Source organism: Streptomyces sp. NPDC104367 (genome assembly GCF_055583825.1).
The window spans coordinates 14,597-38,169 of the sequence record NZ_JBVJND010000027.1; the positions used below are offsets into that span (position 1 = coordinate 14,597).

The 23,573-nt window shown below is 74.8% G+C and carries 20 protein-coding genes and 1 pseudogene; 9 read left to right on the plus strand and 12 right to left on the minus strand.

From position 1 onward, the window contains the following. Nucleotides 1-10 precede the first annotated feature (10 nt). Genes ACZ619_RS32840 through ACZ619_RS32850 form a run of 3 tightly spaced genes read left to right on the plus strand, consistent with a single transcriptional unit; the run spans nucleotide 11 to nucleotide 3,731 of the window. Nucleotides 11-787, plus strand: coding sequence for a hypothetical protein (locus ACZ619_RS32840; RefSeq protein ID WP_469606720.1), 777 nt, complete (start codon nucleotides 11-13; stop codon nucleotides 785-787). Further along, on the plus strand, nucleotides 777-3,287 hold the full coding sequence (locus ACZ619_RS32845) for a VWA domain-containing protein (RefSeq protein WP_469606721.1): 2,511 nt from the start codon (nucleotides 777-779) through the stop codon (nucleotides 3,285-3,287). Before ACZ619_RS32840 ends, ACZ619_RS32845 begins: the two co-directional genes overlap by 11 nt. A gap of 57 nt (nucleotides 3,288-3,344) precedes the next feature. Next, nucleotides 3,345-3,731 carry a hypothetical protein gene (locus tag ACZ619_RS32850; protein WP_469606724.1) on the plus strand — a complete coding sequence of 129 codons (387 nt, stop codon included), beginning with the start codon at nucleotides 3,345-3,347 and terminating at the stop codon, nucleotides 3,729-3,731. A 16-nt stretch (nucleotides 3,732-3,747) separates the two neighbouring features. On the opposite strand, the gene ACZ619_RS32855 is transcribed toward ACZ619_RS32850, so the two are convergent. Next, nucleotides 3,748-5,868 carry a PT domain-containing protein gene (locus tag ACZ619_RS32855; RefSeq protein ID WP_469606893.1) on the minus strand — a complete coding sequence of 707 codons (2,121 nt, stop codon included), beginning with the start codon at nucleotides 5,866-5,868 and terminating at the stop codon, nucleotides 3,748-3,750. A gap of 132 nt (nucleotides 5,869-6,000) precedes the next feature. Continuing rightward, on the minus strand, nucleotides 6,001-6,432 hold the full coding sequence (locus tag ACZ619_RS32860) for a hypothetical protein (protein WP_469606727.1): 432 nt from the start codon (nucleotides 6,430-6,432) through the stop codon (nucleotides 6,001-6,003). An 84-nt stretch (nucleotides 6,433-6,516) separates the two neighbouring features. On the opposite strand from ACZ619_RS32860, the gene ACZ619_RS32865 reads away from it, so the two are divergent. Next, the gene (locus tag ACZ619_RS32865; protein WP_469606729.1) at nucleotides 6,517-7,290 is read left to right on the plus strand and encodes an MBL fold metallo-hydrolase; all 774 of its coding nucleotides are present in this window, start codon (nucleotides 6,517-6,519) and stop codon (nucleotides 7,288-7,290) included. A gap of 14 nt (nucleotides 7,291-7,304) precedes the next feature. Next, the gene (locus ACZ619_RS32870) at nucleotides 7,305-7,931 is read left to right on the plus strand and encodes a DedA family protein (protein ID WP_469606896.1); all 627 of its coding nucleotides are present in this window, start codon (nucleotides 7,305-7,307) and stop codon (nucleotides 7,929-7,931) included. Between the two features lie 18 nt (nucleotides 7,932-7,949). On the opposite strand, the gene ACZ619_RS32875 is transcribed toward ACZ619_RS32870, so the two are convergent. From ACZ619_RS32875 to ACZ619_RS32885, 3 genes are all read right to left on the minus strand, one after another. Continuing rightward, nucleotides 7,950-9,107 (minus strand): MBL fold metallo-hydrolase, encoded by a 1,158-nt coding sequence (locus tag ACZ619_RS32875; RefSeq protein WP_469606731.1) that lies wholly within the window; start codon nucleotides 9,105-9,107, stop codon nucleotides 7,950-7,952. Further along, entirely contained in the window at nucleotides 9,104-10,426 is a 1,323-nt protein-coding gene (locus ACZ619_RS32880; protein WP_469606734.1) for an aminotransferase class I/II-fold pyridoxal phosphate-dependent enzyme, read from the minus strand. The genes ACZ619_RS32875 and ACZ619_RS32880 overlap by 4 nt, the downstream gene beginning before the upstream one ends. 272 nt (nucleotides 10,427-10,698) lie before the next feature. Then, nucleotides 10,699-11,010: a hypothetical protein gene (locus ACZ619_RS32885; RefSeq protein ID WP_469606737.1), complete on the minus strand. Its 312-nt coding sequence runs from the start codon at nucleotides 11,008-11,010 to the stop codon at nucleotides 10,699-10,701. A gap of 1,061 nt (nucleotides 11,011-12,071) precedes the next feature. On the opposite strand from ACZ619_RS32885, the gene ACZ619_RS32890 reads away from it, so the two are divergent. Beyond that, nucleotides 12,072-12,452 (plus strand): DUF2795 domain-containing protein, encoded by a 381-nt coding sequence (locus tag ACZ619_RS32890; RefSeq protein ID WP_469606740.1) that lies wholly within the window; start codon nucleotides 12,072-12,074, stop codon nucleotides 12,450-12,452. A 34-nt stretch (nucleotides 12,453-12,486) separates the two neighbouring features. On the opposite strand, the pseudogene ACZ619_RS32895 reads toward ACZ619_RS32890, so the two are convergent. From ACZ619_RS32895 to ACZ619_RS32905, 3 genes and pseudogenes are all read right to left on the minus strand, one after another. Continuing rightward, a pseudogene (locus ACZ619_RS32895) lies at nucleotides 12,487-12,770 on the minus strand (DUF6158 family protein); the annotation flags it as partial. Nucleotides 12,771-12,828: 58 nt separating this feature from the next. After that, nucleotides 12,829-14,448, minus strand: a complete 1,620-nt coding sequence (locus ACZ619_RS32900; protein ID WP_469606742.1) for an ABC-F family ATP-binding cassette domain-containing protein — start codon at nucleotides 14,446-14,448, stop codon at nucleotides 12,829-12,831. 199 nt (nucleotides 14,449-14,647) lie between these two features. Next, the gene (locus ACZ619_RS32905) at nucleotides 14,648-15,307 is read right to left on the minus strand and encodes a histidine phosphatase family protein (RefSeq protein ID WP_469606744.1); all 660 of its coding nucleotides are present in this window, start codon (nucleotides 15,305-15,307) and stop codon (nucleotides 14,648-14,650) included. Nucleotides 15,308-15,377: 70 nt separating this feature from the next. Between ACZ619_RS32905 and ACZ619_RS32910 the strand changes: the two genes are divergently transcribed. Both ACZ619_RS32910 and ACZ619_RS32915 read left to right on the plus strand, forming a co-directional pair. After that, nucleotides 15,378-16,859: a phosphatase PAP2 family protein gene (locus ACZ619_RS32910; protein WP_469606747.1), complete on the plus strand. Its 1,482-nt coding sequence runs from the start codon at nucleotides 15,378-15,380 to the stop codon at nucleotides 16,857-16,859. A gap of 124 nt (nucleotides 16,860-16,983) precedes the next feature. Continuing rightward, nucleotides 16,984-17,805, plus strand: a complete 822-nt coding sequence (locus ACZ619_RS32915) for a class I SAM-dependent methyltransferase (RefSeq protein ID WP_469606750.1) — start codon at nucleotides 16,984-16,986, stop codon at nucleotides 17,803-17,805. Between the two features lie 22 nt (nucleotides 17,806-17,827). Here the strand turns inward: ACZ619_RS32915 and ACZ619_RS32920 are convergent, their stop codons facing one another. Next, complete coding sequence (locus ACZ619_RS32920; protein ID WP_469606753.1) at nucleotides 17,828-18,502, minus strand: GvpL/GvpF family gas vesicle protein; 675 nt, start codon at nucleotides 18,500-18,502, stop codon at nucleotides 17,828-17,830. Next, nucleotides 18,499-20,346, minus strand: coding sequence for a transketolase (locus tag ACZ619_RS32925; protein ID WP_469606756.1), 1,848 nt, complete (start codon nucleotides 20,344-20,346; stop codon nucleotides 18,499-18,501). The genes ACZ619_RS32920 and ACZ619_RS32925 overlap by 4 nt, the downstream gene beginning before the upstream one ends. 200 nt (nucleotides 20,347-20,546) lie before the next feature. Here ACZ619_RS32925 and ACZ619_RS32930 point away from each other — a divergent pair, with 200 nt between their 5' ends. Then, nucleotides 20,547-20,897 carry a VOC family protein gene (locus ACZ619_RS32930; protein WP_469606758.1) on the plus strand — a complete coding sequence of 117 codons (351 nt, stop codon included), beginning with the start codon at nucleotides 20,547-20,549 and terminating at the stop codon, nucleotides 20,895-20,897. Nucleotides 20,898-20,943: 46 nt separating this feature from the next. Here ACZ619_RS32930 and ACZ619_RS32935 read toward each other — a convergent pair whose 3' ends face one another. Together ACZ619_RS32935 and ACZ619_RS32940 are read right to left on the minus strand one after the other, a co-directional pair. Continuing rightward, the gene (locus ACZ619_RS32935; protein WP_469606759.1) at nucleotides 20,944-22,845 is read right to left on the minus strand and encodes a DUF5107 domain-containing protein; all 1,902 of its coding nucleotides are present in this window, start codon (nucleotides 22,843-22,845) and stop codon (nucleotides 20,944-20,946) included. 74 nt (nucleotides 22,846-22,919) lie between these two features. Further along, nucleotides 22,920-23,543, minus strand: a complete 624-nt coding sequence (locus ACZ619_RS32940; protein ID WP_469606762.1) for a GNAT family N-acetyltransferase — start codon at nucleotides 23,541-23,543, stop codon at nucleotides 22,920-22,922. Nucleotides 23,544-23,573 lie beyond the last annotated feature (30 nt).

The window sequence follows — 23,573 nt, forward strand, 5'->3', positions numbered from 1 at the left end:
AGTCCCTCCCATGGTGGAACTCTTCCAAGTCCTCGGGGGAATAGCCGGATTTGGTGGGATCGCCCTCGGCGTTCTGTACCTGCTGTACCGGGATCTCGTACGCGACATCATCCGCAACCGGATGTTCCGGACCCTGAGCTCCGCGCAGGCCACCGCGCTGTTCGGCGCGGTCGTCGTGCTGGCGTTCGTCATCGCAATCCTCGGCGTCTTCGCGACGCTCGCCGAGAGCAGGGGCGTACTGCAGTTCCTGGTGCTGGTGGGCATGCTGCTGCTGTTCCTGCTGGCGGCTCTGCTCATCGTGGTCAGGGTGGCCACCGCCGCCTCGCGCGCGCCTGCCGGGACAGACCGGGCCGAACGCTCTCTGACGACGGTGCGCCGTCATGTGGAGGCCGACGAGCCCGACGCGGCGGAACGCGCCCTGGAGGCCTCGCGGCTGGACCGGGAGTCGGAGGAGTTCTGGTACTGGAAGGCACGGATCGCCCTGGCCCGGGGCAATCTCGTGGTCGCATCGGGATACGTCGAGGAGGCGTTGCAGCTCGACCGGACGAGCCCGCACAGCCTCGCCCTGAAGATCGCACTCCTGCTGCTCGGCAACGACACGGCGGGACGGGACCGGGCCGCGCGCCTGGCGGACGACAGCACAGGGCTCAGCGCCGACCTCGACGCCTGGCTGAGGCGGCTCCGGGCGGAAAACATGTTCGATGACAGCGGGATGCGCACACGCACGCAGCTGGAGACGCGGTGTCCGCTCCCCACGCGCACGACGGAGAGATCTCATGCCGAGTGAAGACAGCACGGGGGCCGCGGCACGAACGGCGATCCTGTACGCAGGCCCGGAGCCGGGTGCCACGGCCGAGGAGGAACGGAAGGTACGCGCCTGGGCCGCCGAGCTGACGCTGGCCCCGCTGGAGACGGCGGCCCGGACACCGGAGGAGGTCGACGCGCTGCTCGCGGAACATCCCGAGGCCGTGCTCCTGGTCCGCCCAGGGCCGTACCGCACGGCGACGGGCCCGGGGAGCGGGGGCGCGGTGTGGAACTTACTCCGTGCCGGGGCGGGCCTGTGGATGTGCACCCCGGCGCGGGCCACGGCGGAGGACGGGCTCGTAGGGCTGCTCGGCCATCAGGCGATCGTATGGGCCGCCCCCGGGGTGCCGCCGGCCGCCCGCCGGGAGGTCGCGGACCGGCTCGGCCTCAGCATCGAACACACGCTCACCGGCACCGAGGGTCTGCCGGACTCGATCCGGCTGGTCCGCAGGCTCACCGGTTACGGCCGACGGACGGCGACCGTGCTCATCCACCCGGACGTGCCCGCCCCGGACCCGTCGGATCCCGATTCGATGCTGTGGTCGTGGCTGGAGCGAGGTGTGCCGGTCGTCTCCTGGGAGCCGCGACGCGTCACCCGTGGAGCGGCGGCGCCGGGCCGGTTCGATCGCCCGGAGCCCCTGGGCGCGCCCGGTCCGACGACGCCCGCCGACATCACCGGACCGCACCTCAGGGACCTGGAGAGCATGCGGGGCAGGCCGGAGTCGCTCGTGGTGGGGAGCATGCGCGAGCCCGACACCTCCGCGCCGCCCGGCCGCGACGAACACGCGACGGCGGCCCCCATGAGCGCGATGCCGAGGTCGTACAGCTACGACTCGCACCGCCTCTCCGCGCCCGCCGCACCCACGTCCGCCGCGTACCCGCCGCCGCGCGGCCCCGGTCACACCCCCCGCGACACCAGCCGCCCCCTCCCCCGCGACGGCCTCTACGTCCGGCGGAACAACGCCTTCGGGACGCGCTCCGTGCTCGGGGCGAAGGAGCTGATCGAGCAAGGCGTGATCATCGGCCAGGAGCACATCCGGTTCGACGACTTCTTGGTGTCCCGTGACGGGCAGGTGCCCGGCCCCGAGACCGGGGAGGCGGTCTCGGTGAGTCACGGGCTCGCCGCCGTCTCCGGGGAGTTCAAGGCCAACGAGGCGACGACCCACTTCGTGGAGATCGCGGTGAAGGCCGCCCGGACTCCGGCCGCCCCAGGCCCCGCCGCCCAGCCGCTGCCGGTCAACTTCGTGTTCGTCGTGGACACCAGCGGTTCGATGTCCGGCGCCAAGCTCGACACCGTCAAGTCCGCCCTGCACACCATCTACGGCCGACTCAGCCCCACGGACTGCCTGGGCATCATCACCTTCGACCACACGGTGCGCACCGTGCTGCCTTCCGCGACGAAGGAGGCCCTCGACAGGTCCGGTGCGTTCACCGCGGCCCTGTCCGGTCTCAGAGCCGGCGGCGGGACCGACATCAACCTCGGCGTCGGCTACGGCATCGACGAGATCAGCCGCAACGCCGCGGGCGGCCGTACGGTCAACTGCCTCTACCTCTTCTCGGACGGCGACCCGACCTCCGGCGAACGCGACTGGATCAGGATCCGCACCAACATCGCGGCCCGGCTGCGCGGTGATCTCACCCTGTCCTGCTTCGGCTTCGGCTCCGACGCCCGGATGCCCGAACTCGCCGCGCTGGCGGGCCTGGCCGGAGGTCACTCGACCTTCGTCACCCGCCCCGAGCAGGTTCAGACCGACCTCCTAGGCGATCTGAACCGGAGGGACCATCTGGCGGCGATCGACATCCAACTCCGGCTGGACATCGACCCGGCCGTCGAGGTCTGGCACATGTACGGGCACGACCTGGTGACCGACCCCCGGGCCAGGGCCGCGGTGTTCCAGGAGGTACGGCAGGCGGGTGCCCTGGCCCGGCAGGACTACGGCACCGCGGCACTGCCCGACATCGTCACCGACGAGCACGGCATCAGGATCTTCGCCCCGGACCTCGCCTTCGAGGAGACGTACTGGGTGGTCCTGGAGGTCAGGGTGCCCGCCGCACACGATCCGTCGAGCCTGGGAACGGCGGTGGTGCAGTACGTCGACACCCAGGCCCGCGAGAGCCGCCGGCACACCCTCGATCTGGCCCGGGGGCACACGCTCGCGGAGGAGACGGTGATGGTGCACGGCATCGGGCTGTGGACCAGCGAGGTCACCTTCTACGCGCTGGACGATCTGTACGACCGTGACAAGGACGCGGCGAAGAAGAGGCTGGAGCGCCACGTGAGCGCGTTGCAGCACGTGCACAGCCGGCTCCCGGCCCCGGAGTTCAGGGACGACTCGGTGACCCTGCGCAAGTTCATGACGCTCGCCGACGGTCTGGGCGCCTTCGTGTCGTTCAGCGACGGCCACGGTGACGGCCCCGGCCCCGCGATCCGCGTGATGAACGAGTTCGGCAGGGTGCGGTCGGGGTTCTGGGCCCGCAGCTGAACCCGGTCGGCCGATGTCCGCGTACCCTGTGCCGTCGTATGCGGGGAGGGCATGTTCATGCGATTCAGGCGCGAGGTCGGGGTCAGGGTCGGGCGGATCGTCGAGGGGGCTGTCGTGGCCGTGGCCGCCGGTGTTCTGGTGAGCGGCTGTTCGTCGCAGGATCCGGCGCGGGCCGAGGAGTGGCGGCGGGAGTACTGCACCGCGCTCGGGTCCTGGCAGGACGCGGCGCACGCCACGGCGCCGGGCGGGGCGGACCCCGCGTCGGTGGGACGGACGGTCGTCCGGGCCGCCGGAAAGCTCGACCGGGCCGGCCTGGACAGCGGTGGCACCCGCATCCTCGACGACACCGTCGACGCGGTCGGCGGCGACTCCGGGGCCGAGGCCCGCGCGGTGTCCTACTGCGACGACGCGGGCTTCGAGACCCTGGTGGGTTCGTTCGGGTAGGACGCCTCGGCGCGGGCTACGCGGCCTGTTCCTCCTCCGGCAGGGGGACCTGCGGTCCGTGGGCCTCCCGGAGCCAGCGGCGCAGTACCCGGTGCACGGCCTCGGCGCCGACGAGCTCCCGGTCCGCCGGCGGGGAGAAGCCGAGCGGCGAGAGCAGGAAGGGGCGGGCCTGGGCGCCGCCGAGGCCGCCGTGCGAGCCGATCTGCTCCTCGAAGGCGAGGACCTCGCCGTCCTCGGGGTCGTACCAGGAGTTGACCATGATGTCGGCGGTGTGCGGGAAGGAGTGGGTCCGGCGTACCGCGTCCGCGGCGCCCGGCCCGAACGGGACCAGCGGTCCCGGATGGCCGTCGAGCCGGTCGAGCGGGATCTCCGCGCCGTACGCGCCGAGCACGACCCCGCCGTGCTCCGCGCTTCTGACCAGCAGGAAGCCGACGCCCGGGTGGTTGGCGAGGGTGGTGAGCAGCGCCGGGTAGCGGGCGTCCAGCTCCTCCTTGGTCATCCGGTGCGGCACGTCGGGGAAGGAGATCAGGCCGAGGTTGCCGGAGGCGAGCACGATCGGCTCGGAGCGCCGGGTGGGGCGGTGCCGCTCGCCGCCCTCCTCGACGGGCCGGCGCAGGGCCGCGCGGACGGCGGCCCGCGCCTCGGTACCGCTGTGCGTGCGCTCGGCCCGGCGCGGCACGTGCAGCCCGCAGCCGGCCCGGACCAGGTCGCCGAGGGTGAGTCCGTAACGGGAGCGGAAGGTCTCGCCGGGGCTCTGGCCGTGGTCGGAGAGGACGACGATCCGGTACTGCCGCGGGGCGTGCTCGGCGACCTTCTCGATCAGCGCGAGCGCGCGGTCGAGGCGTTGCAGCACCTTACGGGCGTCGCGGCTGTGCGGCCCGGAGTGGTGGGCGACCTCGTCGTAGGCGACCAGGTCGGCGTAGACGGCGCTGCGGCCGGCGAGCAGGTCGCCCATGACGGCGGCGACGACGACATCGCGCTCGACGACGGTCGCGAAGGCGCGGACGAAGGGGTAGAGGCCGCCGCGCCTGACGCGCGGGCGCTGCTTGCGGAGCCGGGCCCGGGTGGACTGGGCGATCTCGCGGCCGACCTCGGCGAAGAAGGAGAGGGCGGTGCGGACGGCGTTGGCGGGGTCGGAGAAGTAGGCGAAATAGCCCGCGCGGGAACGATTCTCCCGGCCTCGGCGGCGGGCGGCGATGGACAGCACGAGGGCCTGTTCGCCGGCGCCGCCGCTGAAGAGGTTGCCGCGGCTGGCGCCGTCCAGGGTGAGCAGTCCCCCGTCGGCGGTGCGCTCGACGGCCCGGCGCTGGAGTTCGGCGGCGCTGGTCGGCCGGTTGCAGACCACCACCTCCCGGTGCTCCTTCTCGTACCAGCGGAAGGCGGGGACGTCGAAGTTGGAGCCGTGCAGGATGCCGAGCTGGCTGGCGCCGGTCTGGCTGGACCAGTCGGTGCGCCAGGCGGTCAGCCGGTGGGTGGGGCCCTGGGTGAGGCCCTGGGCGGGGCCTTGCGTGGGGCCATGTGTGGGGCCTTGCGTGGGGCCGTGTGTGGGGCCAGGACCTTGGGTCGGGCCCTGGACGGGGTCTCGGGTGGGGGCGGGGGCGGGGGTGGCGAGCCAGCGGGCGACCGTGGGCATCAGGCCCTCGGCGACGGCGGCGGTGAGAACGTCGTGGCCGACGCCGTCGAACTGGAGGAAGACGGTGCCGGGGGCGTCCGGACAGGGCGGGTGGGATCTGCGGCGGCGGGTGGCGAGCCGGGAGAGCCGGCGCCGGTAGGCGTCGTCGTCGCGGACCGCGAGCGCGCCGCCCGTCGCGGAGGCGACCGCGGACATCACGGCGGCCACGATCACGGCGGTCTCCGGCGCGGCCGCGCTCTGCCCGGAGGGGTTGATGCGCAGGGCGACGAGGAGCAGGGAGCCGTTCAGGAAGAAGACCAGCAGGCCGAGCACGAGGGCGGGCACCAGCAGCAGCAACCGGACGAGCAGGGGCCACACGACGGCCGACAGCACACCGAAGGCGCCGGCGCCGAGGGCCGCGGTCACCGCGATCCGGGTGGCGCTGTCACCGTCGGCGGACTGGAGCTGGAAGTCGGGCAGGATCCCGGCGAGCACCAGCATGGTGACGGTGGACACCGCCCACACCACGACGCTCCGCCCGATCTGACTGACGACCCGCCGCCACCGCACGCCCCACCGACCTCACGTCCGCGCCCCGCGCCGGCCGCGGGTCTGCTTCCGTCAACACTGTCACACGGCGGTACGGAACGAGCGGGCTCACCTCCCGTCGTACCCGGCCGTCGGCATGGACAGGCGGCGGTGGACACTGGCCTTCATCTGGGCGTCGTAGCAGGGCTCGGCCCGGCCGACGGTCTCCACCCGCACCCCGCGCCGCGTGCACTCCGCGGTGAAGTCGTCGACCGACGACAGCGCGCTCTCCAGGACCCGTCGGCTGGGGGCCACGAAGAGGTCGAGGCCGGACCGCACACCGGTCCACAGCGCGCTGTGGTCGTGGCGCAGGCCCCGGACGAGGAGTTCGCGGGCGATGACGTACCCGTGCTCCAGGGCCCAGCGCGCGCACATCGCGTGCTGGCTGCGGGAGTCGACCAGGAACGGGTCGATCTCCAGTTCCTCCAGGGGCGTCAGACTCGCGATCGCCGTCACCCGTACCGGCGCGAGCCCGCGGTAGGCACCCCGCAGCTGTCCCATGGCGTCCCCCTCACCTCAGGGTTTCGCCGCCGACCATACTCCTGCCCGTAGGCTTCGGGGAGTCGCGCGAAGGAGGCAAAGAAGGTGCCGGTGGAGATCACCTGGTGGGGTCACGCCACCTGCACGATCGAGGATTCGGGCACACGCGTGATCACCGATCCCCTGTTCGCCCGCAGGCTGGCGCACCTGCGCCGCCGCCGGGGCGCCCCGCCGCCGCCCGAGGCCCGCCACGCGGACCTCGCGCTCGTCTCCCACCTGCACGCCGACCATCTGCACGTCCCCTCGCTCGCCGCGCTCGCCCCGGGCACGCGCCTACTCGTGCCCCGGGGCGCACCACGGGCGGTGCCCGCGCTCCGGCGGCTGCGCCACCTGCGCCTCACCGAGGTCGGCGTCGGCGACGAACTCCACCTCGGGCCGCTGGTCGTGCATGTCGTCCCCGCACGTCACGACGGCCGCCGGCTGCCGGTGGGCCCGCACCGCTCCCCCGCCCTCGGATACGTCGTCGAGGGCGCGGCGCGCACCTACTTCGCCGGTGACACCGGCCTGTTCGAGGAGATGGCCGAGGCGGTCGGGCCGGTCGACGTGGCGCTGCTGCCGGTCGGCGGCTGGGGCCCCTACCTCGGGGAGGAACACCTGGACGCGGGACGTGCGGCGCGGGCGCTGGCCGCGCTGGCGCCGCGCAGCGCGGTGCCGGTGCACTACGGCACGTACTGGCCGATCGGCATGGACGCGGTGCGCCCGCACGAGTTCCACGCGCCGGGCGACGAGTTCGTGCGCCTCGCGGCCGAGTGCGCGCCGGAGGTGGCGGTGCACAAGCTCGGCCACGGGGAGGGTGTACGGCTGGAGGTCGCACGGTGAGACTGCTGGTGGTCATGGCGGCCGCCGCCGGTTCCACGGCCGCGACCTCGCCGTCCACCGAGTCCACCCAGCAGGCGATCGGCTATCCGACGCTGTTCCTGCTGGTGCTGGTGGGGGCGCTGGTTCCGGTGGTGCCGACGGGGGCGCTGGTCAGTTCGGCGGCGGTGGTGGCGTTCCACCAGACGGCGCCGTTCGCGCTGGCGCTGGTGTTCGTGACGGCGTCGCTGGCGGCCTTCCTGGGGGACGCGGCGCTGTACTGGCTGGGGCGGCGCGGGCTGGGGTCGAGGAACGGGTCGCGGTGGCTGGAGGCGATCCGGGCGCGGGCGCCGCAGGACCGGCTGGAGCAGGCGCAGGGGAAGCTGGCCGACCACGGCATCACCGTGCTGGTGCTGTCCCGGCTGGTGCCGGCCGGCCGGATCCCGGTGATGCTGGCGTGCCTGCTGGCCGACTGGCCGCTGCGGCGCTTCGCGCGCGGGAACCTGCCCGCGTGTCTGGCGTGGGCGGCGACGTATCAGGTGATCGGGATCCTGGGCGGGTCGTTGTTCCCGGAGCCGTGGGAGGGGGTGGTGGCGGCGGTGGGTCTGACCGTGGCCATCAGCGTGGCGCCGAGTGTGTGGCGACGGACGCGATCCACCGGGTGACGCCTCGCCGCGAGGTTCTCAAGGGGTGCTCCACTCCAGCACCTTCGACGCGCCCACCGGCAGGTCCCACAGGTCCTCCCTGTCCCTGCCCGCTCTCTCCCAGGCCGCCCGTACCCGCGTCAGCGGTTCCAGGACCGGCTCCGCCGACAGCACGAACGTGCCCCAGTGCATCGGGGCCATCCGCCTCGCGCCCAGGTCCGCCGTCGCCCTGACCGCCTCCTCCGGATCGCAGTGCACGTCGCTGAGCCACCAGCGGGGGTCGTAGGCGCCGATGGGGAGGAGGGCGAGGTCGATGCCGGGGTAGCGGCGGCCGATACGGGAGAACCAGTGGCCGTAGCCGGTGTCGCCGGCGAAGTAGACGCGTGCGCCGTCGGGGTCGGTGAGGACCCAGCCGCCCCAGAGGCTGCGACAGGTGTCGGTGAGGGTGCGCTTGGACCAGTGGTGGGCGGGGACGAAGTCGAAGCGGACGCCGGACAGTTCGGCCGCCTCCCACCAGTCCAGCTCGGTGACGGTGGTGAACCGGCGGCGCCGGAACCAGCGGCCCAGGCCCGCCGGCACGAACACGGGTGTGTCGCGCGGGAGCAGGCGCAGGGTGGGGGCGTCCAGGTGGTCGTAGTGGTTGTGGCTGATGACGACCGCGTCGACGCGGGGCAGCCGCTCCCAGGGGACGCCGACCGGGGTGATACGGGCCGGGGTGCCGAGGATACGGCGGGACCAGACGGGGTCGGTGAGCACGGTCAGCCCGCCGATCCGGACCACCCAACTGGCGTGTCCCGCCCAGGTGACGGCGACCGTGCCGGGGTCGGCGCGGGGCAGCGGGCCGGGTTCGTAGGGCAGTCGGCGGATGTCGGCGAGCCCCTCCCGGCCGGGGCGGACGGAGCCCTCGCGGGCGAAGCGGGCCATGGCCCCCAGGCCGGGCAGCGGGGCGGTGAGCCGGTCGTGGAAGGTCCGCGGCCAGAACCGGAGTTCACCCAGCGGGCGGGGTTCGGCGAGCGGCGGGAACGCGGGCGCGGAGGAGGCCGGGGCCGCGCGCGTCACGGCTCCCGGGGCCGCGGGCCCGGCAGCGGTCGGGGCGGTCGTCGTGGGGACCGTCGTGGTGGGGACCGTCGTGGTGGGGGCGGTCGTGGTGGGGGCGGTCGTCGTGGCGGGTCCTGACTCTTGCGTCTGCTGCGTCATCGAGGAGGCTCCCATCGCTGAGCGTCGTCGCGGAGATCGTCCAGTACCGACCTCAAGGACATCAACGCGCGTTGCACGTGTGGCAGTTCCAACGGTGCGGGTGACGTGAGGCATTCCAGGCGTTCGGCGTCGGTCGTGCCGAGCAGCGGCCCGGTGGCGATCCGGACGCGCAGCGCGGCGAGGTCGTCGCCGAAGCGGTGGCCGCCGGGTGCGGGCATGCCGAGCCGGGCGCCGAGGAAGTCCTCCAACTCCTGTGCGTCGCCGACCCCCTGCGCGCCGAGCGCGGCCCGCAGCGGTTCCAGGTCGGCGTACAGGTGACGGCCGGCCTGCGGCGGCCTGGCCAGCGCCCCGCCCGCGACCACCGCGGTGTGCGCGGCGGCGGCCACGCGCGCGTGCAGGCGGACGGCGGCCTCCCTGCGGGCGACGACGGGTTCGGGCTCGCCGAGCGCGTAACCGGCGGCGACCGCGACCGGTCCGGCGAGCCGGGCGCCCATCGCGGTGAGCACGTCGAGCACGCGCGCGTGCAGGGCCTTCGCGGTGTCGCCCTCCGGGAAGCGGGCGACGGCGGCGGGCCAGCCGGGCGGCAGCAGGGCCCCGGCCAGGTCGGCGACGACGGTGACCCGGTCGGGGTGCATCTCGGCGGGGCTGAGCAGCACGGTGTCGTGCGGGGCGTGCAGGGTGTCGCGCCAGGTCTCGTCGCTGACCAGGTGCAGCCCCTCGCCGGTGGCCGCCTCCACGGTCTCGTGCAGGAGTTCGGGCGGGGCGACGGTGGCGGTGGGGTCGTCCGCGACCGACAGCACCAGCAGCCGGGGGTCACCGCCCTCGTCCCGGACCCGGCGCACGGTCTCCAGCAGCGCGTACGGGTCGGGTGCGCCCCCGGACTCGGCCGGGGTGGGCACGTGGAAGACGGGCCGGCCGAGCAGCCGGGCGTACGGCGCCCACCAGGCGGCGCAGGGGCGCGGCACGAGGACGTCACCGCCGAGGGCCGCGGTGAGCGCCAGCAGCAGGGCGGGGGCGCCGGGTCCCGCGGTCACCCTGCCGGGCGGGGCGGGCAGTCCGCGGCGCTCCCAGTAGCCGCGGGCCGCCTCCAGCAGCGCCGGCCCGCCGCCGACGGGTTCCTCCCCTCCTCGGCCGGCCGCGGCGGCCAGTACGGCGGAGAGCTCGGGCAGGACGGGCAGGCCGTCGTCGGGGAGCGCGGGGCCGTACCGGACGGGGCCGTGTCCCCGGGCCGGGGCGTCGGCCGGGGCCGGTCCCCGGTGGGCCGCGGGTATGTCCTGGTCGGGGCAGTGCCCGTGGCCGTCGGGATCCCTCCGCCGCATGTCCGCCTCCGCGCAGTCCGTGGTGCCGTGTGCTGTCCGGGCCGAGCCGGGCCGGTACGGTCCGTGAGCCGTCGGGTCAGCCGTCCGCGCGGTGCCGGCCGCCCCACACCCGGTACGCCGCGCCGCCGCACGCGGCCGCGATCAGCAGCCCCCCGACGACCAGCGCAGGCACCGACCCACTGAACGCGCCCCCCGCCCCGGCCTCCACTCCCCCCTGCACGGTCGGCGCATCGCACGACCCCCCACGACACTCGTCACCGCCACCGTCACCGTCAGCACAGACGCCGGAGGACTTGGAGAAACCTGAACCGGAGGAGCTGGAGGAACCGGCCGAGCTGGAGAAACCGGCCGAGCCGGAGGAACCGGAGGAGCCGACGGAGCCGGTTGACGTCGACGAGCCGGCGGAGCCGGAAGAACCGGTGGACGTGAAGGATTCGGTGGAGCCGAAGGCCGTGGACGAACCGGCGGAGCCTGAGGACGTGGACGAACCAGAGGAGCCGGAGGACGTGGACGAGCCGGAGGAGCCTGAGGAGCCCGAGGACCTGCGGAAACCGGAGGATCCGGGTTCCCGTGCCGAGGCGCATTCCCGCCCGTCCTCGCCGCACGCCTGCTGCCCCTTCGAGCAGGGCCGCTCACCGCTCCCGCCTGAGTCCGCACCCGAGCCCGTCCAGGAGCCCGCACCCGAATCGGCCCCTGAATCCGCCCCGGGCTCCGTCCCCGAACCCACCCACGCATCCGCCCCGGAGTCACGCCCGGGTTCCGTCCCAGAGTCCCGCCCGGATTGCCCACCGGAATCCGCCCCGGAGTCCCGGCCAGAGTCCGCCCCGGAGTCACGCCCCGGCGCCGTCCCCGAGTCCGCCCCGGAGTCACGCCCGCGTTCCGCCCCCGAGTCCGCCCCGGAGTCACGCCCGCGTTCCGCCCCCGAGTCCGCCCCGGAGTCACGCCCAGGCGCCGCCCCGGCGTCCGCTCCCGATCCCGTCGGGGCCGTCCAGGTGTCCGGTCCGGGGGGCGTCCCGGTGTTCGTCTCCGGGGTCGTCCAGGGGTCCGCCCCGGTATCCGTCGCGGAACGGGCTCCAGGAGCCGTTCCCGGACCGGTCCACGGAGCCGCCCCCGAGTTCGGGCCGGTCCCCCGAGCCGCCCCCGCATCCTGGCCGATCCCCGGGACTGCCCCCGGGACTGCCCCCGAGACCGGGCCGGTCCCCCGAGCCGTCCCCGCACCCTGGCCGGTCCACGGGGCCGCCCCCGAGTTCGGGCCGTTCGCCGGGGAGGCGCCCGTGGTCGCGGTTCGGGGCGGGCAGGCGGCGCCGGGGGGCGTGGGCGGCCGTCCCCCCGTCGCCGCGCAGCTCGCGGGCGCGGCGGCGGTGGCCGCGGCGGCGGGGCCGGCCACGGCGGCACCCGCCAGGACGGCGGCGGACAGGGCGCGAGCGGTGCGGCGCATGGCGTGGGCTCCTAGGGACGTACGGCTGCGGGGACACGCGGCTCGTGCCCCCGCAGCCATCACAGCCCGCCCCGTGCCGGGCCGCGCGCGGCCGGACCCCATTCGCGGGACGCGCGCGCCCCTTCGGGTGAAGCCCCGGCGGATTCCCGAGTCGGCGCACCGTCCCCGGGTACGCGGACGGCACCCCTGGAGTGCCTGGAGGGAGACATGCAGCGAGGCAGCGCCCGGTTGAGCGTCCACCGGGACGAGGAGATGAAGCACGAACTGCGCGGGCTGCTGAGGTCCCGGCATCCGACCCGCACCGAGGACTGGAACGACCCCGAGCCGCCCGCCGAGGACGATCCGGAGGTGTACCGCGCCCCGGTGGTGCCGTGGACCGGCGAACGGCCGTCACCGGCGACGGTGCGGCTGGAGCTGGCCCGGTACCTGAACCGGCACGACTTCCCGGCGGCCCCGCGCGATGCGGCCCGGCTGCTGCGCCGCGGCCACGCGCCCGACGCCCTGGTCGAGCGGGTCTCCCGGCTGCCGCGCGCGACGCGCTACGGCAGCCTGCTGGAGCTGGCCGACGCCGTGGCCGGCTCCGGGTGAACGGGACGGCGCCCGCGCCCGCGCGGCGCGGGCGTCAGCCCGCCGGGGTGCGCGGTGCCGCCGCCTCGGCGCAGTTCCGCTCCCGGGCGCCCTCCCGGGTGCGGCCGGCCGCCACGAGACGGCGGGGGTTGCGGCGCAGGTACTCGCCCTCCAGCTGTGCCATGCGCTCGTTGTGGGCCCGCAGCGCGTCGTTGGAGCCGTACAGCAGGGTGTCGTGGCGCGTCCGGTGGATGGTCTCCAGCTCCTTCATGAGCTGCTGGTCGTCCAGCCGGCTGGGGTCGACTCCGGTCATGGTGTACCCCGCTCGTCGTGTCCGTCCCGGCGGTCCGGATCCCTGCATCCACTGTACGAACATCCGGGCGTCCGGGCCTGTCGCCTACCGCGCCCGCTCCACCCGGCGCTCGTCCCACACCGGCTCGGGGGTCTCGCGGACCCTGCCGTCGCTGCCGAAGACCAGGTAGCGGTCGAAGGAGCGGGCGAACCAGCGGTCGTGGGTGACGGCGAGCACCGTGCCGTCGAAGGCCTCCAGCCCCTCCTGGAGCGCCTCGGCGGACTCCAGGTCGAGGTTGTCGGTGGGCTCGTCGAGGAGCAGTGCCGTCACACCCTGGAGCTCCAGCAGGAGGATCTGGAAGCGGGCCTGCTGGCCGCCGGAGAGACGGTCGAAGGTCTGTTCGGCCTGGTTGGTGAGCTCGTAGCGGCGCAGCCGGGACATGGCGGCGCCCCGGTCCTGGGAGTGTTCCGACCACAGGATGTCGAGCAGCTCGCGGCCCCGCAGCTCGGGGTGGGCGTGGGTCTGGGCGAAGTGTCCGGGCACGACCCGGGCGCCCAGCTTCCACTGCCCCGAGTGCGTCACGTCCTCGCCGGCCAGCAGCCGCAGGAAGTGCGACTTGCCGGAGCCGTTGGAGCCGAGGACGGCGACCCGTTCGCCGTAGAAGACCTCCAGGTCGAAGGGTTTCATCAGGCCGGTGAGTTCGAGTCCGGCGCAGGTGACGGCCCGTACGCCGGTGCGGCCGCCCTTGATGCGCATCCTGATGTCCTGCTCGCGCGGCGGCTCCGGCGGCGGGCCGGCCTCCTCGAACTTGCGCAGGCGGGTCTGCGCGGCCGCGTACCGGGACGCCATCTCGTGCGAGACGGCGGCGGCCTGCCGCAGAGTCAGCACCAGCTTCTTCAGCTGGGCGTGCTTCTCGTCCCAGCGGCGGCGCAACTCCTCGAAACGGGCGAAGCGTTCGCGCCGGGCCTCGTGGTAGGTGCCGAAGCCGCCGCCGTGCACCCAGGCGTCGGCGCCGGTCGGCGAGGGCTCCACGGAGACGATCTTCTCGGCGGCGCGGGAGAGCAGCTCGCGGTCGTGGGAGACGAACAGGACCGTCTTGCGGGTCTCCCCCAGCTGCTGTTCCAGCCAGCGCTTGCCGGGGACGTCGAGGTAGTTGTCCGGCTCGTCGAGCAGCAGCACCTCGTCGGTGCCCCGGAACAGCGCCTCCAGCACGAGCCGCTTCTGCTCGCCGCCGGAGAGGGTGCGCACCTGGCGCCACTGGGCCTTGTCGTACGGCACCCCGAGGGCGGCCGTGGTGCACATGTCCCAGAGCGTCTCGTGCTCGTAGCCGCGCACCTCGGCCCAGTCGGCGAGGGCCTGCGCGTACGCCAGCTGGGCGGCCTCGTCGTCGACGGTCATGAGGGCGTGCTCGGCCTTGTCGACGGCGCGCGCGGCCTCCCGGATCCGGGGGTCGGCGACCGACACCAGCAGGTCGCGGACGGTGGACTCGTCACGGACGGAGCCCACGAACTGGCGCATCACTCCGAGGCCGCCGCTCACGGTGACGGTGCCGCCGTGGGGCTTCAGCTCGCCGGAGATCAGCCGCAGCAGGGTGGTCTTGCCGGCGCCGTTGGGACCGACCAGGGCGACGGCAGCCCCTTCGCCCACCCGGAAGGACACGTCGCCGAGCAGCGCCCTCCCGTCGGGGAGGTAGTACTCGAGGTGCGCGGCTTCCAGATGTCCCATGGTCACGGATTGTGCGGGTCGGCCCCGTCCCGGGGCAAACCGTTATCGAGACACCGTCGTCTCGCGGGTGCGGGTGGGCGGGGGCTGGTCGCGCAGTTCCCCGGCGCACTTGAGCGGGGCCACGGCAGCGCGCCGTGAAGGCGCGCGGGGAACTGCGCGAGCGCCCCCACCCGCACCCGCCGACGGCGCCCGGCCGACGTCACTCGGCGGCCGGCTCCAGCGCTTCTCCGGTGGGGCCGCTCGCGCCCGCCGGCTCGACGACCGCGCCCTCCCAGGACAGCGCCTTCCAGCCGTCCGCCGGGGAGCCCTCCAGGATCACGACGCCGGTGTTGTCCAGCGGGCGGGACGCGGCGAAGGGAACGTCGACGTTGTCGGCGCGGGCCGCGGTCCACAGGCGGATCACCGCACCGTGGCTGACCATGGCGACGGTTCCCGCGCCGCTCGCGGCGGCCTCGGCGACCACCGCGTCGTAGCGGCCCAGCGCCTCCGCTCCGGACTCGCCGCCCGGCATGCGCAGGGCGGTGTCCCCGTCCGCCCAGGCGAACACCGTCCGCATGTAGAGCTCACCGTGTTCGGAGTGGCCGGGCAGCATCTCCAGGTCGCCGGCGGCGACCTCCCGGATGCCGTCGCGGACGTTCGGTTCGAGGCCCCGGGCGGCGGCCAGCGGGGCGGCGGTGAGCCGGGTGCGGGTCAGGGTGGAGACGTAGAGCGCCTCGATGTCCTCGTCGGCGAGGGCCCCGGGGAGGGCCGCCGCCTGCCGCAGGCCGAGGGCGGTCAGGCCCGGCCCCGGTACGGCCGTGTCGAGCAGGTGGTCGACGTTGGTCGGGGTCTGCCCATGACGTATGAGGAGCAGGCGCATCCGGGGTTCCTCTCACTCGACCGCACCGCATGCCGACAAGAAACGGCGACTTCAGGGTAACCGGACCCGCATGAGCCCAGACGTCGACCTCACCGCCCCCAAGCCCGGCCGGCACGCGCTGCGTGACCGGCTGCTCGCCCTCGACTCCCGGCTGTTCGAGGTGGCAGCCGAACGGCACTGGCCCGGCGCCTCGGAGGTCCTGCCCCGGCTGAGCCGCGGCGCCAACCACGGGGTGCTGTGGTTCGCCGCGGCCGCCGCGATCGCCGCCTCCCGTACCCCCCGCGCCCGTCGCGCCGCCGTCCGCGGCGCGGCCTCGCTCGCCCTGGCCTCCCTGACCATCAACACCCTGGGCAAGCGTTCGGTGCGCCGCCCGCGGCCGCTCCTGGACCCGGTGCCGGTGGCGCGGCAGCTGAAGCGGCAGCCGATCACCACCTCGTTCCCGTCCGGTCATGCCGCGTCGGCGGCGGCCTTCGCGGCCGGGGTCGCCCTGGAGTCCCCGGCGTGGGGCGCGGTGGTGGCGCCGGTGGCGTTCTCGGTGGCGATGTCCCGGGTCTACACGGGTGTGCACTTCCCGAGCGACGTGCTCGCGGGCGCGGCCCTGGGCGTGGGCGCCGCCTTCGCCGTACGGCGGCTGGTGCCGACCCGGGCGCAGACCGGTCCGCCGCCCCGGCCGCGCGCCGACGCCCCGGCGCTGCCCGACGGGGACGGTCTGGTGGTCGTCGCCAACCGGGCCTCCGGCAGCTCCGACCGGGTCCGGGCGCTGCGCGACAAGCTGCCGAAGGCGGAGCTGGTGGAGTGCGAACCCGAGGAGGTGAAGGCCGAGTTGGAGAAGGCGGCGCTGCGGGCGCGGGCGCTCGGGGTGTGCGGTGGCGACGGCACCGTGAACGCGGCCGCGACGGCCGCGCTGCGCCACGGCCTGCCGCTCGCGGTGCTGCCCGGGGGCACCCTCAACCACTTCGCGTACGACCTGGCCGTGGAGGACGGCCGTGATCTGGGCCGGGCGGTGCGCGAGGGCGACGCGGTCCGGGTGGACGTGGGCCGCTTCACCTCCGGCGGCCGGACCGGTGTCTTCCTCAACACGCTCAGTCTGGGGGTCTATCCGGAGCTGGTGAGGGAGCGGGAGCGGTGGGCGCGCCGGATCGGCGGCTGGCCGGCCGAGGTGCTCGCGGCGGTGCGGGTGCTGCGGGCGGACCGGCACCCGCTGGAGGTCGAACTCGGTGGCGGGAAGCATCCGTTGTGGCTGCTGTTCGTCGGCAACTGCGTCTACCGCCGGATGGGGCTGACGCCGGGCCGCCGCACCGACCTGGCGGACGGGCAGCTCGACGTCCGGGTGGTGCACGGCGGCCGGTACCCCGCGCTCCGGCTCCTGTCCGCCGCCGTGGCGGGCCCGCTGACCCGCTCGCCCATGCACGCGGAGGTCAAGGTGAGCCGGCTGCGCCTGACCGGCCTCGCGGCCGGGACCGGTCTCGCCTACGACGGTGAAGTCACGGACGTGGCGGGCGAGATGACCGTGGAGAAGCTGCCGCGGGCGCTGACCGTGTACCGCCCCTGACGAATCGTCAGTCCACATGGTAAAACGCAGGTCTCACCATTCGGCATGCGGGCGTAGCGTTGCGGATACCGCGGGACGGGGTCGTCCGGCCCCGTCCGCCGGTGTGACGCGAAGGGGTTGAGTCATGTCCAAGCCGCAGGAGACCGCCGTCTACACGCACGGGCACCACGAGTCGGTGCTGCGCTCCCACACCTGGCGCACCGCCGCCAACTCCGCCGCCTACCTGCTCGGTTCACTGAAGCCGCACATGAGGATCCTGGACATCGGCTGCGGCCCGGGGACCATCACCGCCGACCTGGCGGAGCTGGTCCCGGACGGCCGGGTCACCGGTGTCGACCACGCGCCGGGCGTCCTGGAGCAGGCCCGGGAGACCGCCGCCGCGCGCGGGCTGACGAACGTGGACTTCGCGGTCGCCGACGTGCACGCCCTGGACTACCCGGACGACACGTTCTGCGTGGTCCACGCCCACCAGGTGCTCCAGCACGTCGGCGACCCGGTGCGGGCGCTGCGCGAGATGCACCGGGTGACCAAGCCCGGCGGTTTCATCGCCGTACGCGACTCGGACTACGCGGCGATGACCTGGTACCCGGCGGTGCCCGGCATGGACGACTGGTCGGAGCTGTACCGGCGGGTGGCCCGCGCCAACGGGGGCGAGCCGGACGCCGGGCGGCGGCTGAAGTCCTGGGCGCTGGCGGCGGGGCTCACCGACATCACCGCGACCTCCGGCACCTGGACGTACAGCACGGACGCGGAGCGGGAGTGGTGGGGCGGGCTGTGGGCGGACCGTACGGTCGCCTCCGCCTACGCCGAGCGGGCCACGAGCGGCGGGCACGCCACGACCGAGCAGCTGCACGGCATCGCGGCGGCCTGGCGGGAGTGGGCGCGGCAGGAGGACGGCTGGTTCGCCGTGCTGCACGGGGAGATCCTCGCCCGCAAGTCCCGGTGACGGGCCGGCCGCCGGGTACCCCTCACCGGGTCCCCGGCCGCCCCGCCGCCTCCGGCCGCTCCGTGAAGGAGTAGGCCGCCCGGGGGCCGCCGAGTTCCAGGCGGGCCCCGGGTGCCCCGGTCTTCGCGCGGTCGACGGTCTCCACGAATTCCTCGCACTGCGCGCGGGGGACGAGGTAGGCGGCGTCGAACGCCTTCGCCCCCCGCGGGGCGCGCAGCCGGACGTCCTCGGCGAGCCGGGCGAGCCGTTCGTGCACCTCGCGGGCGAACTCCCCGGCGGCCCGGTCGCCCTCCTGCCCGGCGTACACCGCCACGCGCCATTCGACCCGGCCGGCGAGCCGGTCGAGGGTGCGCAGGAACTCGGTCTCGCGCGCCTCCAGCATCGTGCGTACGGCGCTGTCGTCGCGGAAGACCGTGGCGGGCCGCAGCGGCAGCGGGGTGGTGACCGTGGTCAGCGCGTCGACGACGCCCTCGTGGGCCCGGACGGTCGCGGCCCACCAGTCGGGGTCGGCGAGCCGGGCGCGCAGCGGCTCCTCGGCGAACTCCGCCTCCGGGACCGTGCTGACGACGGCCACCAGTCCGTGGTGCCGGAGCAGGCCGGGCGGGGCGTCGGCCACGCCGGTGAGCTGGGCCTGGAGGGCCGCCTCGAACGGCCGGCAGACGGCGTAGACGTATCTCGGCCCGCGGCGGGCGGTCATCGCACCACCGCTTCCTCCACGAGGAGCCGGCCGGCCGCCGCGATCGCCATGGCGTCGATGCCGGCGGCGTGCAGCTGCTCGTCGGGCTCGGCCGAACCGGGCATCGTCCGCACGGCCAGCCGGACCAGGCGCGGCACCGGCCTGCCGTCGGTGAACGCCTCCGCGACCGCGTCGCCGAGCCCGCCCTCCTCGTGGTGGTCCTCGACGGTGAGCAGGCAGCCGGTCTCCTCGGCGGCCCGGCGCAGCGTCCGGCGGTCGGCGGGCTTGACGGAGTACAGGTCGACGACCCGGACCGCGATGCCCTCCTCGGCGAGCGCGTCGGCGGCCTTCAGCGCCTCGTGCAGGGTGACCCCGGCGGCGACCACCGTCAGCCGGTCCGCGTCCGAGGAGCGCAGCACCTTGCTGCCGCCGACCGGGAACTCCTCGTCCGGCGGGTAGATCACCGGGCTCGCCCCGCGCGTGGTGCGCAGGTACCGGATGCCGTCCAGTCCCGCCATGGCCGCGACGAGCCTGGCGGTCTGGTTGGCGTCGCACGGGTAGAGCACGGTCGAGCCGTACACCGAGCGGAACATCGCCAGGTCCTCCAGGCCCATCTGGGAGGGCCCGTCCTGTCCGATCGCCACGCCCGCGTGCGAGCCGACCACGTTGATCCCGCTGCCGCTGATCGACGCCATGCGCACGAAGTCGTGGGCGCGGGTGAGGAAGGCGGCGAAGGTGGCGGCGTACGGCACCCAGCCGCGCGCGGCCATGCCGACGGCGGCGGCGAGGAGTTGCTGTTCGGCGATGTAGAACTCGAAGTAGCGGTCGGGGTGTTCCTTGCCGAAGAGTTCGGTGCGGGTGGAGTCGCCGACCTCGCCGTCCAGCGCGACGACGTCGGCGCGGGCGGTGCCGAGCGCGACCAGCGCCTTGCCGAAGGCGTCGCGGGTGGCGACCTCGTCGCCCCGCTCGTAGCGCGGGAGTTCGAGGGCGCCGGTGGACACGGAGTGCAGTGCCCGGGCGGCGGGCGGCTCCTGCACATGGACCCTGAGGTCGCGCACGCCGCCCAGTTCGGCGACGGCCTCCTCGGGGTGGGGCAGCGGCTTGCCGTGCATGCCCTCGCGGTCCTCGACGGAGGCGACGCCCCGGCCCTTGCGGGTGCGGGCGAGGATCGCGGTGGGCTGTCCGGCGATGCCCCCGGCCTCCCGGAAGGCCCGGTCGACGGCGTCCACGTCGTGGCCGTCGACCTCCACGGTGTGCCAGCCGAAGGCCTGGAAGCGGCGGGCGTAGGCGTCGAGGTCGTGGCCGTGCCGGGTGGGGCCGCGCTGGCCGAGCCGGTTGACGTCCACGATCGCGGTGAGGTTGTCGAGGTGCTCGTACCCGGCGTGTTCGGCGGCCTCCCACACGGAGCCCTCCGCCAGTTCGCTGTCCCCGCACAGCACCCACGTCCGGTACCGGCTGTGCTCCAGCCGCTTCCCGGACAGCGCGATGCCGACGCCGACCGGCAGGCCCTGCCCGAGGGAGCCGGTGGCGGTCTCGACCCACGGCAGCCGGCGCGGGGTGGGGTGCCCCTCCAGGTGGGAGCCGAGCCTGCGGAAGGTGAGCAGTTCGGCGTCGTCGATGGCGCCGACGGCCTTGTAGGCGGCGTACAGCAGGGGTGAGGCGTGGCCCTTGGAGAGGATGAGGCGGTCGTTGCCGGGGTGGGCGGGGCGGTCGAAGTCGTAGCGCAGGTGGTGGGCGAGCAGGACGGCCATGAGATCGGCGGCGGACATCGAGGAGGTGGGATGCCCGGACTCGGCCGCGGCGGCCGCCCGCACGCTGTCCACGCGCAACTGCTGGGCGAGTTCGACGAGTTCGGCGGTGTTCATGGGGCTCCTTCCCGGGGGTCGTCCGCGGCGGGTTCCGGTGCCCTCGGCGGCTGGGGCGAGGGCCGGCCGGTCACGCGACGGAGTCGGACGCTCACCCTGTGCCTCCGGCGGGCGCGACTCGCCGACGCCCCTCGCGTAACCCTAGGCGGGACGCTCAAACACCGCCCGTCGAGAGCCCCGCCACCCCCTAAGCTCGTCGCATGGAGATTCTGGGCGCCTCCCTGCGCATCTGCGTCGACGACCTCGATACCGCGATCCCGTTCTACGAACGCCTCTCCGGCGGCAGAGCCCTCCGGTCCGAACGCGGCGGCGTCCAGGTCGCCGCGGTGGGCTCCTTCCTCCTGATGAGCGGCCCGCCGGAGGAGCTGGAGGTGCTGCGCAAGGTGGCCGCGACGATCGCCGTGAAGGACGTGGAGGCGGCTCACCGGCTGCTCAGCGGTCTCGGCGCGCGGATCATCGCGGGGCCGGTGCCCACCCCCGCCGGCCGCAACCTGATCGCGATGCATCCGGACGGCTCGATCTTCGAGTACGTCGACCAGCACTCCGGCTGAGCCCCGGCGGCCCGGGGCGACCGGGGCGCCGCCGGTCAGGGACCGGTCAGGGACCGGGCGGGCGCGTCCGGAAGTCGTAGCGGGCGGGCAGCGGCTCGTCACCGAGCCGCCGCCACAGCCGGCCGACGGCGTCCGAGCCCTCCCGCAGGTCGGCGACCTCGAACCCCTCGTCGAACACGGCGCGGGCGTCCGCCCGTCGGCCCTCCGCGAGCAGCAACTCCGCTTCCAGCAGCCGGAACCGGCCGCGCCGCCGGGTGGTGGGCGGCAGCGCCTCCCACACGGCGCGGGCGTCCGCGGCCCGCCCCACCCGCAGCAGCGCTTCGAGGGCCTCGCGGCCGAGCGCGGCGCCGGCCGCCGTCCAGACCTCGCCGTCGTCCCGCCGCTCCCGGCACAGGTCGTCGAAGGCGTCGGCGTAACGGTCGGCGGCCCGCTCGTGCTGCCCGTACTCCTGGTCGGCGACGGCGAGGCAGCGCAGCGACGGCCACAGCGACGGGGCGAGCCGGAGCGCGCGCTCCCAGCTGCGGACGGCCTGGGCGCGGTCGCCCGCGTGCCACTGGGCGACACCGAGGTGGTACTCGGTGTGCGGGGTCGCGGGCGCCGTCTCCAGCATGTCCCGCCAGTGCGGGGCGACCAGGGTCGGGCCGGGCGGCCGCACCCTGCGGGGTTCGGGCAGGGTGCCGGTGCGCAGCAGCTCCCGCCAGGGCGCCTGGTCCTCGCCGAGCGTGCTCTCGGGGAAGGGCGTGCCGGGCAGCTTCCGGTCGGCGCGCAGCACTTCGAGGGCGCCCCAGCCAGATCCGCGGGCGAGGAGTTCGCCGGGCTCGGTGTCGGCGCACGGCAGCCAGGCGGCGTGCGCGGCGTCCAGTCCGGCGCGGGGCAGGGCGAGTTCCAGCGCGCGCTCGGCCTGGTCCGGCGGTGCCGACAGAGGTCCGTACGCCTCCAGCCAGGTCACCTCGCTCTCCGCCGCCAGCCGGACGTGCTCCGGCCCGGTGCGGGCGAGCCCGGACCGGATCTCGCGGTAGCCGCCGGTGCCGGGCTCGGTGAGCCACTCCTGCCAGCGCCGGCCGCCGGGCCCGGAGCCCCACACGAACTGCCCGCGGCCCCTCGGTCCGTCGGTCGACGCCTGCGCCAGCCCGTGCCCGTCGGCGTCCAGCGCGGCGATCCAGCGCCGCCGCCCGTCCGGGATGTCGTAGAACCAGTCGGTGGCGTACGGGGGCTGGGGGCCGTGCGGTGGGACCGGCACCCGGCGCGGTGGCCGCCCGGGCCCGGACTCCCAGGCCTCCTCGGCCGGGACGACGACCCGGCGGTCCTCCGGCACGGCGGTACTGGACCACCAGTGGAGCGGTACCGGGTGTTCGTGCGGGTTGCGGACGCGGACGCCGACCCGGAGGAAGTCGGAGCCGTCGGGGAGCCAGAGGTCGACCTGGAAGGGCAGGTCGCTCACTCGCTCCCACTCCCAGAGGCGCAGCATCTCACCGCCGTCGGGGGCCGGGACGCGGGCCGCGTGCACAGGGGCGCAGGCGAGGGTGGTGCGGCCGGTGGCGCCGATGTCCCATGCGATGCCGCCGGAGTACCAGGCGCCGTCGAGGGCGAGGCCCGCGGGCTGGAACACCGGGTTGCGGTAGAAAAGTTCGCGTCCGGTGGGCAGGTGGACGAGGGAGGCGACGCGGCCGCCGAGGCCGGGCAGGACGGTGGCCCGCAGCCGGCCGTTCTCGATCACGAGGGCGTCGAGGGCACGGGGCTCGCGGGCTCTGCCGTAGCCGTCCCGGATCCGTACGGGCAGCACACCGCGCGGCGGGCCGTAGCCGCTCTGCCGGGCCGTGTCGCGCGGCAGACCGTCGCGGTCGTCCGGGCGGTGCGTCCCGTCGGGGAGCCGGAGCGGGGGCAGCGGGTTGTCCGGGCCCGGCTCCGCCGCGGGCAGGGTCAGTACCTCACGTCGGATCCTCGTCACGATCACATGGAACCCGCAGTGCGGTGAACCGGCCAGGGGATCTGCCGGTCAGGATTGCGCAAAGGCCGTCCGGTTCAGCCCGTGGTCCGCAGCTCCGCCGTGATCGCCCACCGCTCGTGGTCCCGCCAGGCCCCGTCGATGTAGATCATTCCGGGTGAGAAGCCCTCCAGCCGGAACCCGGCGCCGCGGGCCAGCGCGATCGACGCCGCGTTGCCCGGCTGGACGTTGATCTCCAGGCGGTGCAGCCGCATCGGCCCGAAGGCGTGGTCGACGACGAGCCCCAGGCCCTCGCGCATCAGGCCCCGGCCGACCGCGTGCGCGAACGCGCCGTACCCGAGGGCGCCGCACTGGAAGCCGCCCTCGACGATGTTGTTGATGTTGATGAACCCGGCGATCGCCCCGCCGGGTTCCGCGCCGTGTGCCGCACCGCGGTCTGCGCCGTCTTCTGTGCCGTTTTCTGTGCCGCGTTCCGCGGTGTCCTTCTCGCAGACCAGGAACCCGGCCTTGGTGCGGTCCTCGATCAGCCGTCCCGCGTAGCCGGCGTACGCCGCGTCCGTGGTCGGCGGGAACAGCCAGGGCTGGTGGAGGTCCTTGCTCTCCCTGGCCCGGCCGATGAACTCGGCGCCGTCCTCGTAGGTGTAGTGCCGGATGCCCACGCGTGGGCCCTCGGCGAGGAAGCGGGAAGCGGTGTGCGGCATCCCGCCACCCTACGCGCAGCCGGATCCCGG

Coding starts and splice junctions, on each gene's coding strand:
- ACZ619_RS32840 (WP_469606720.1), top strand. CDS start 11: ATGGTGGAACTCTTCCAAGTCCTCGGGGGAATAGCCGGATTTGGTGGG.
- ACZ619_RS32845 (WP_469606721.1), top strand. CDS start 777: ATGCCGAGTGAAGACAGCACGGGGGCCGCGGCACGAACGGCGATCCTG.
- ACZ619_RS32850 (WP_469606724.1), top strand. CDS start 3,345: ATGCGATTCAGGCGCGAGGTCGGGGTCAGGGTCGGGCGGATCGTCGAG.
- ACZ619_RS32860 (WP_469606727.1), bottom strand. CDS start 6,432: ATGGGACAGCTGCGGGGTGCCTACCGCGGGCTCGCGCCGGTACGGGTG.
- ACZ619_RS32870 (WP_469606896.1), top strand. CDS start 7,305: ATGGCGGCCGCCGCCGGTTCCACGGCCGCGACCTCGCCGTCCACCGAG.
- ACZ619_RS32875 (WP_469606731.1), bottom strand. CDS start 9,107: ATGACGCAGCAGACGCAAGAGTCAGGACCCGCCACGACGACCGCCCCC.
- ACZ619_RS32880 (WP_469606734.1), bottom strand. CDS start 10,426: ATGCGGCGGAGGGATCCCGACGGCCACGGGCACTGCCCCGACCAGGAC.
- ACZ619_RS32885 (WP_469606737.1), bottom strand. CDS start 11,010: ATGCGCCTCGGCACGGGAACCCGGATCCTCCGGTTTCCGCAGGTCCTC.
- ACZ619_RS32890 (WP_469606740.1), top strand. CDS start 12,072: ATGCAGCGAGGCAGCGCCCGGTTGAGCGTCCACCGGGACGAGGAGATG.
- ACZ619_RS32900 (WP_469606742.1), bottom strand. CDS start 14,448: ATGGGACATCTGGAAGCCGCGCACCTCGAGTACTACCTCCCCGACGGG.
- ACZ619_RS32905 (WP_469606744.1), bottom strand. CDS start 15,307: ATGCGCCTGCTCCTCATACGTCATGGGCAGACCCCGACCAACGTCGAC.
- ACZ619_RS32910 (WP_469606747.1), top strand. CDS start 15,378: ATGAGCCCAGACGTCGACCTCACCGCCCCCAAGCCCGGCCGGCACGCG.
- ACZ619_RS32915 (WP_469606750.1), top strand. CDS start 16,984: ATGTCCAAGCCGCAGGAGACCGCCGTCTACACGCACGGGCACCACGAG.
- ACZ619_RS32920 (WP_469606753.1), bottom strand. CDS start 18,502: ATGACCGCCCGCCGCGGGCCGAGATACGTCTACGCCGTCTGCCGGCCG.
- ACZ619_RS32925 (WP_469606756.1), bottom strand. CDS start 20,346: ATGAACACCGCCGAACTCGTCGAACTCGCCCAGCAGTTGCGCGTGGAC.
- ACZ619_RS32930 (WP_469606758.1), top strand. CDS start 20,547: ATGGAGATTCTGGGCGCCTCCCTGCGCATCTGCGTCGACGACCTCGAT.
- ACZ619_RS32940 (WP_469606762.1), bottom strand. CDS start 23,543: ATGCCGCACACCGCTTCCCGCTTCCTCGCCGAGGGCCCACGCGTGGGC.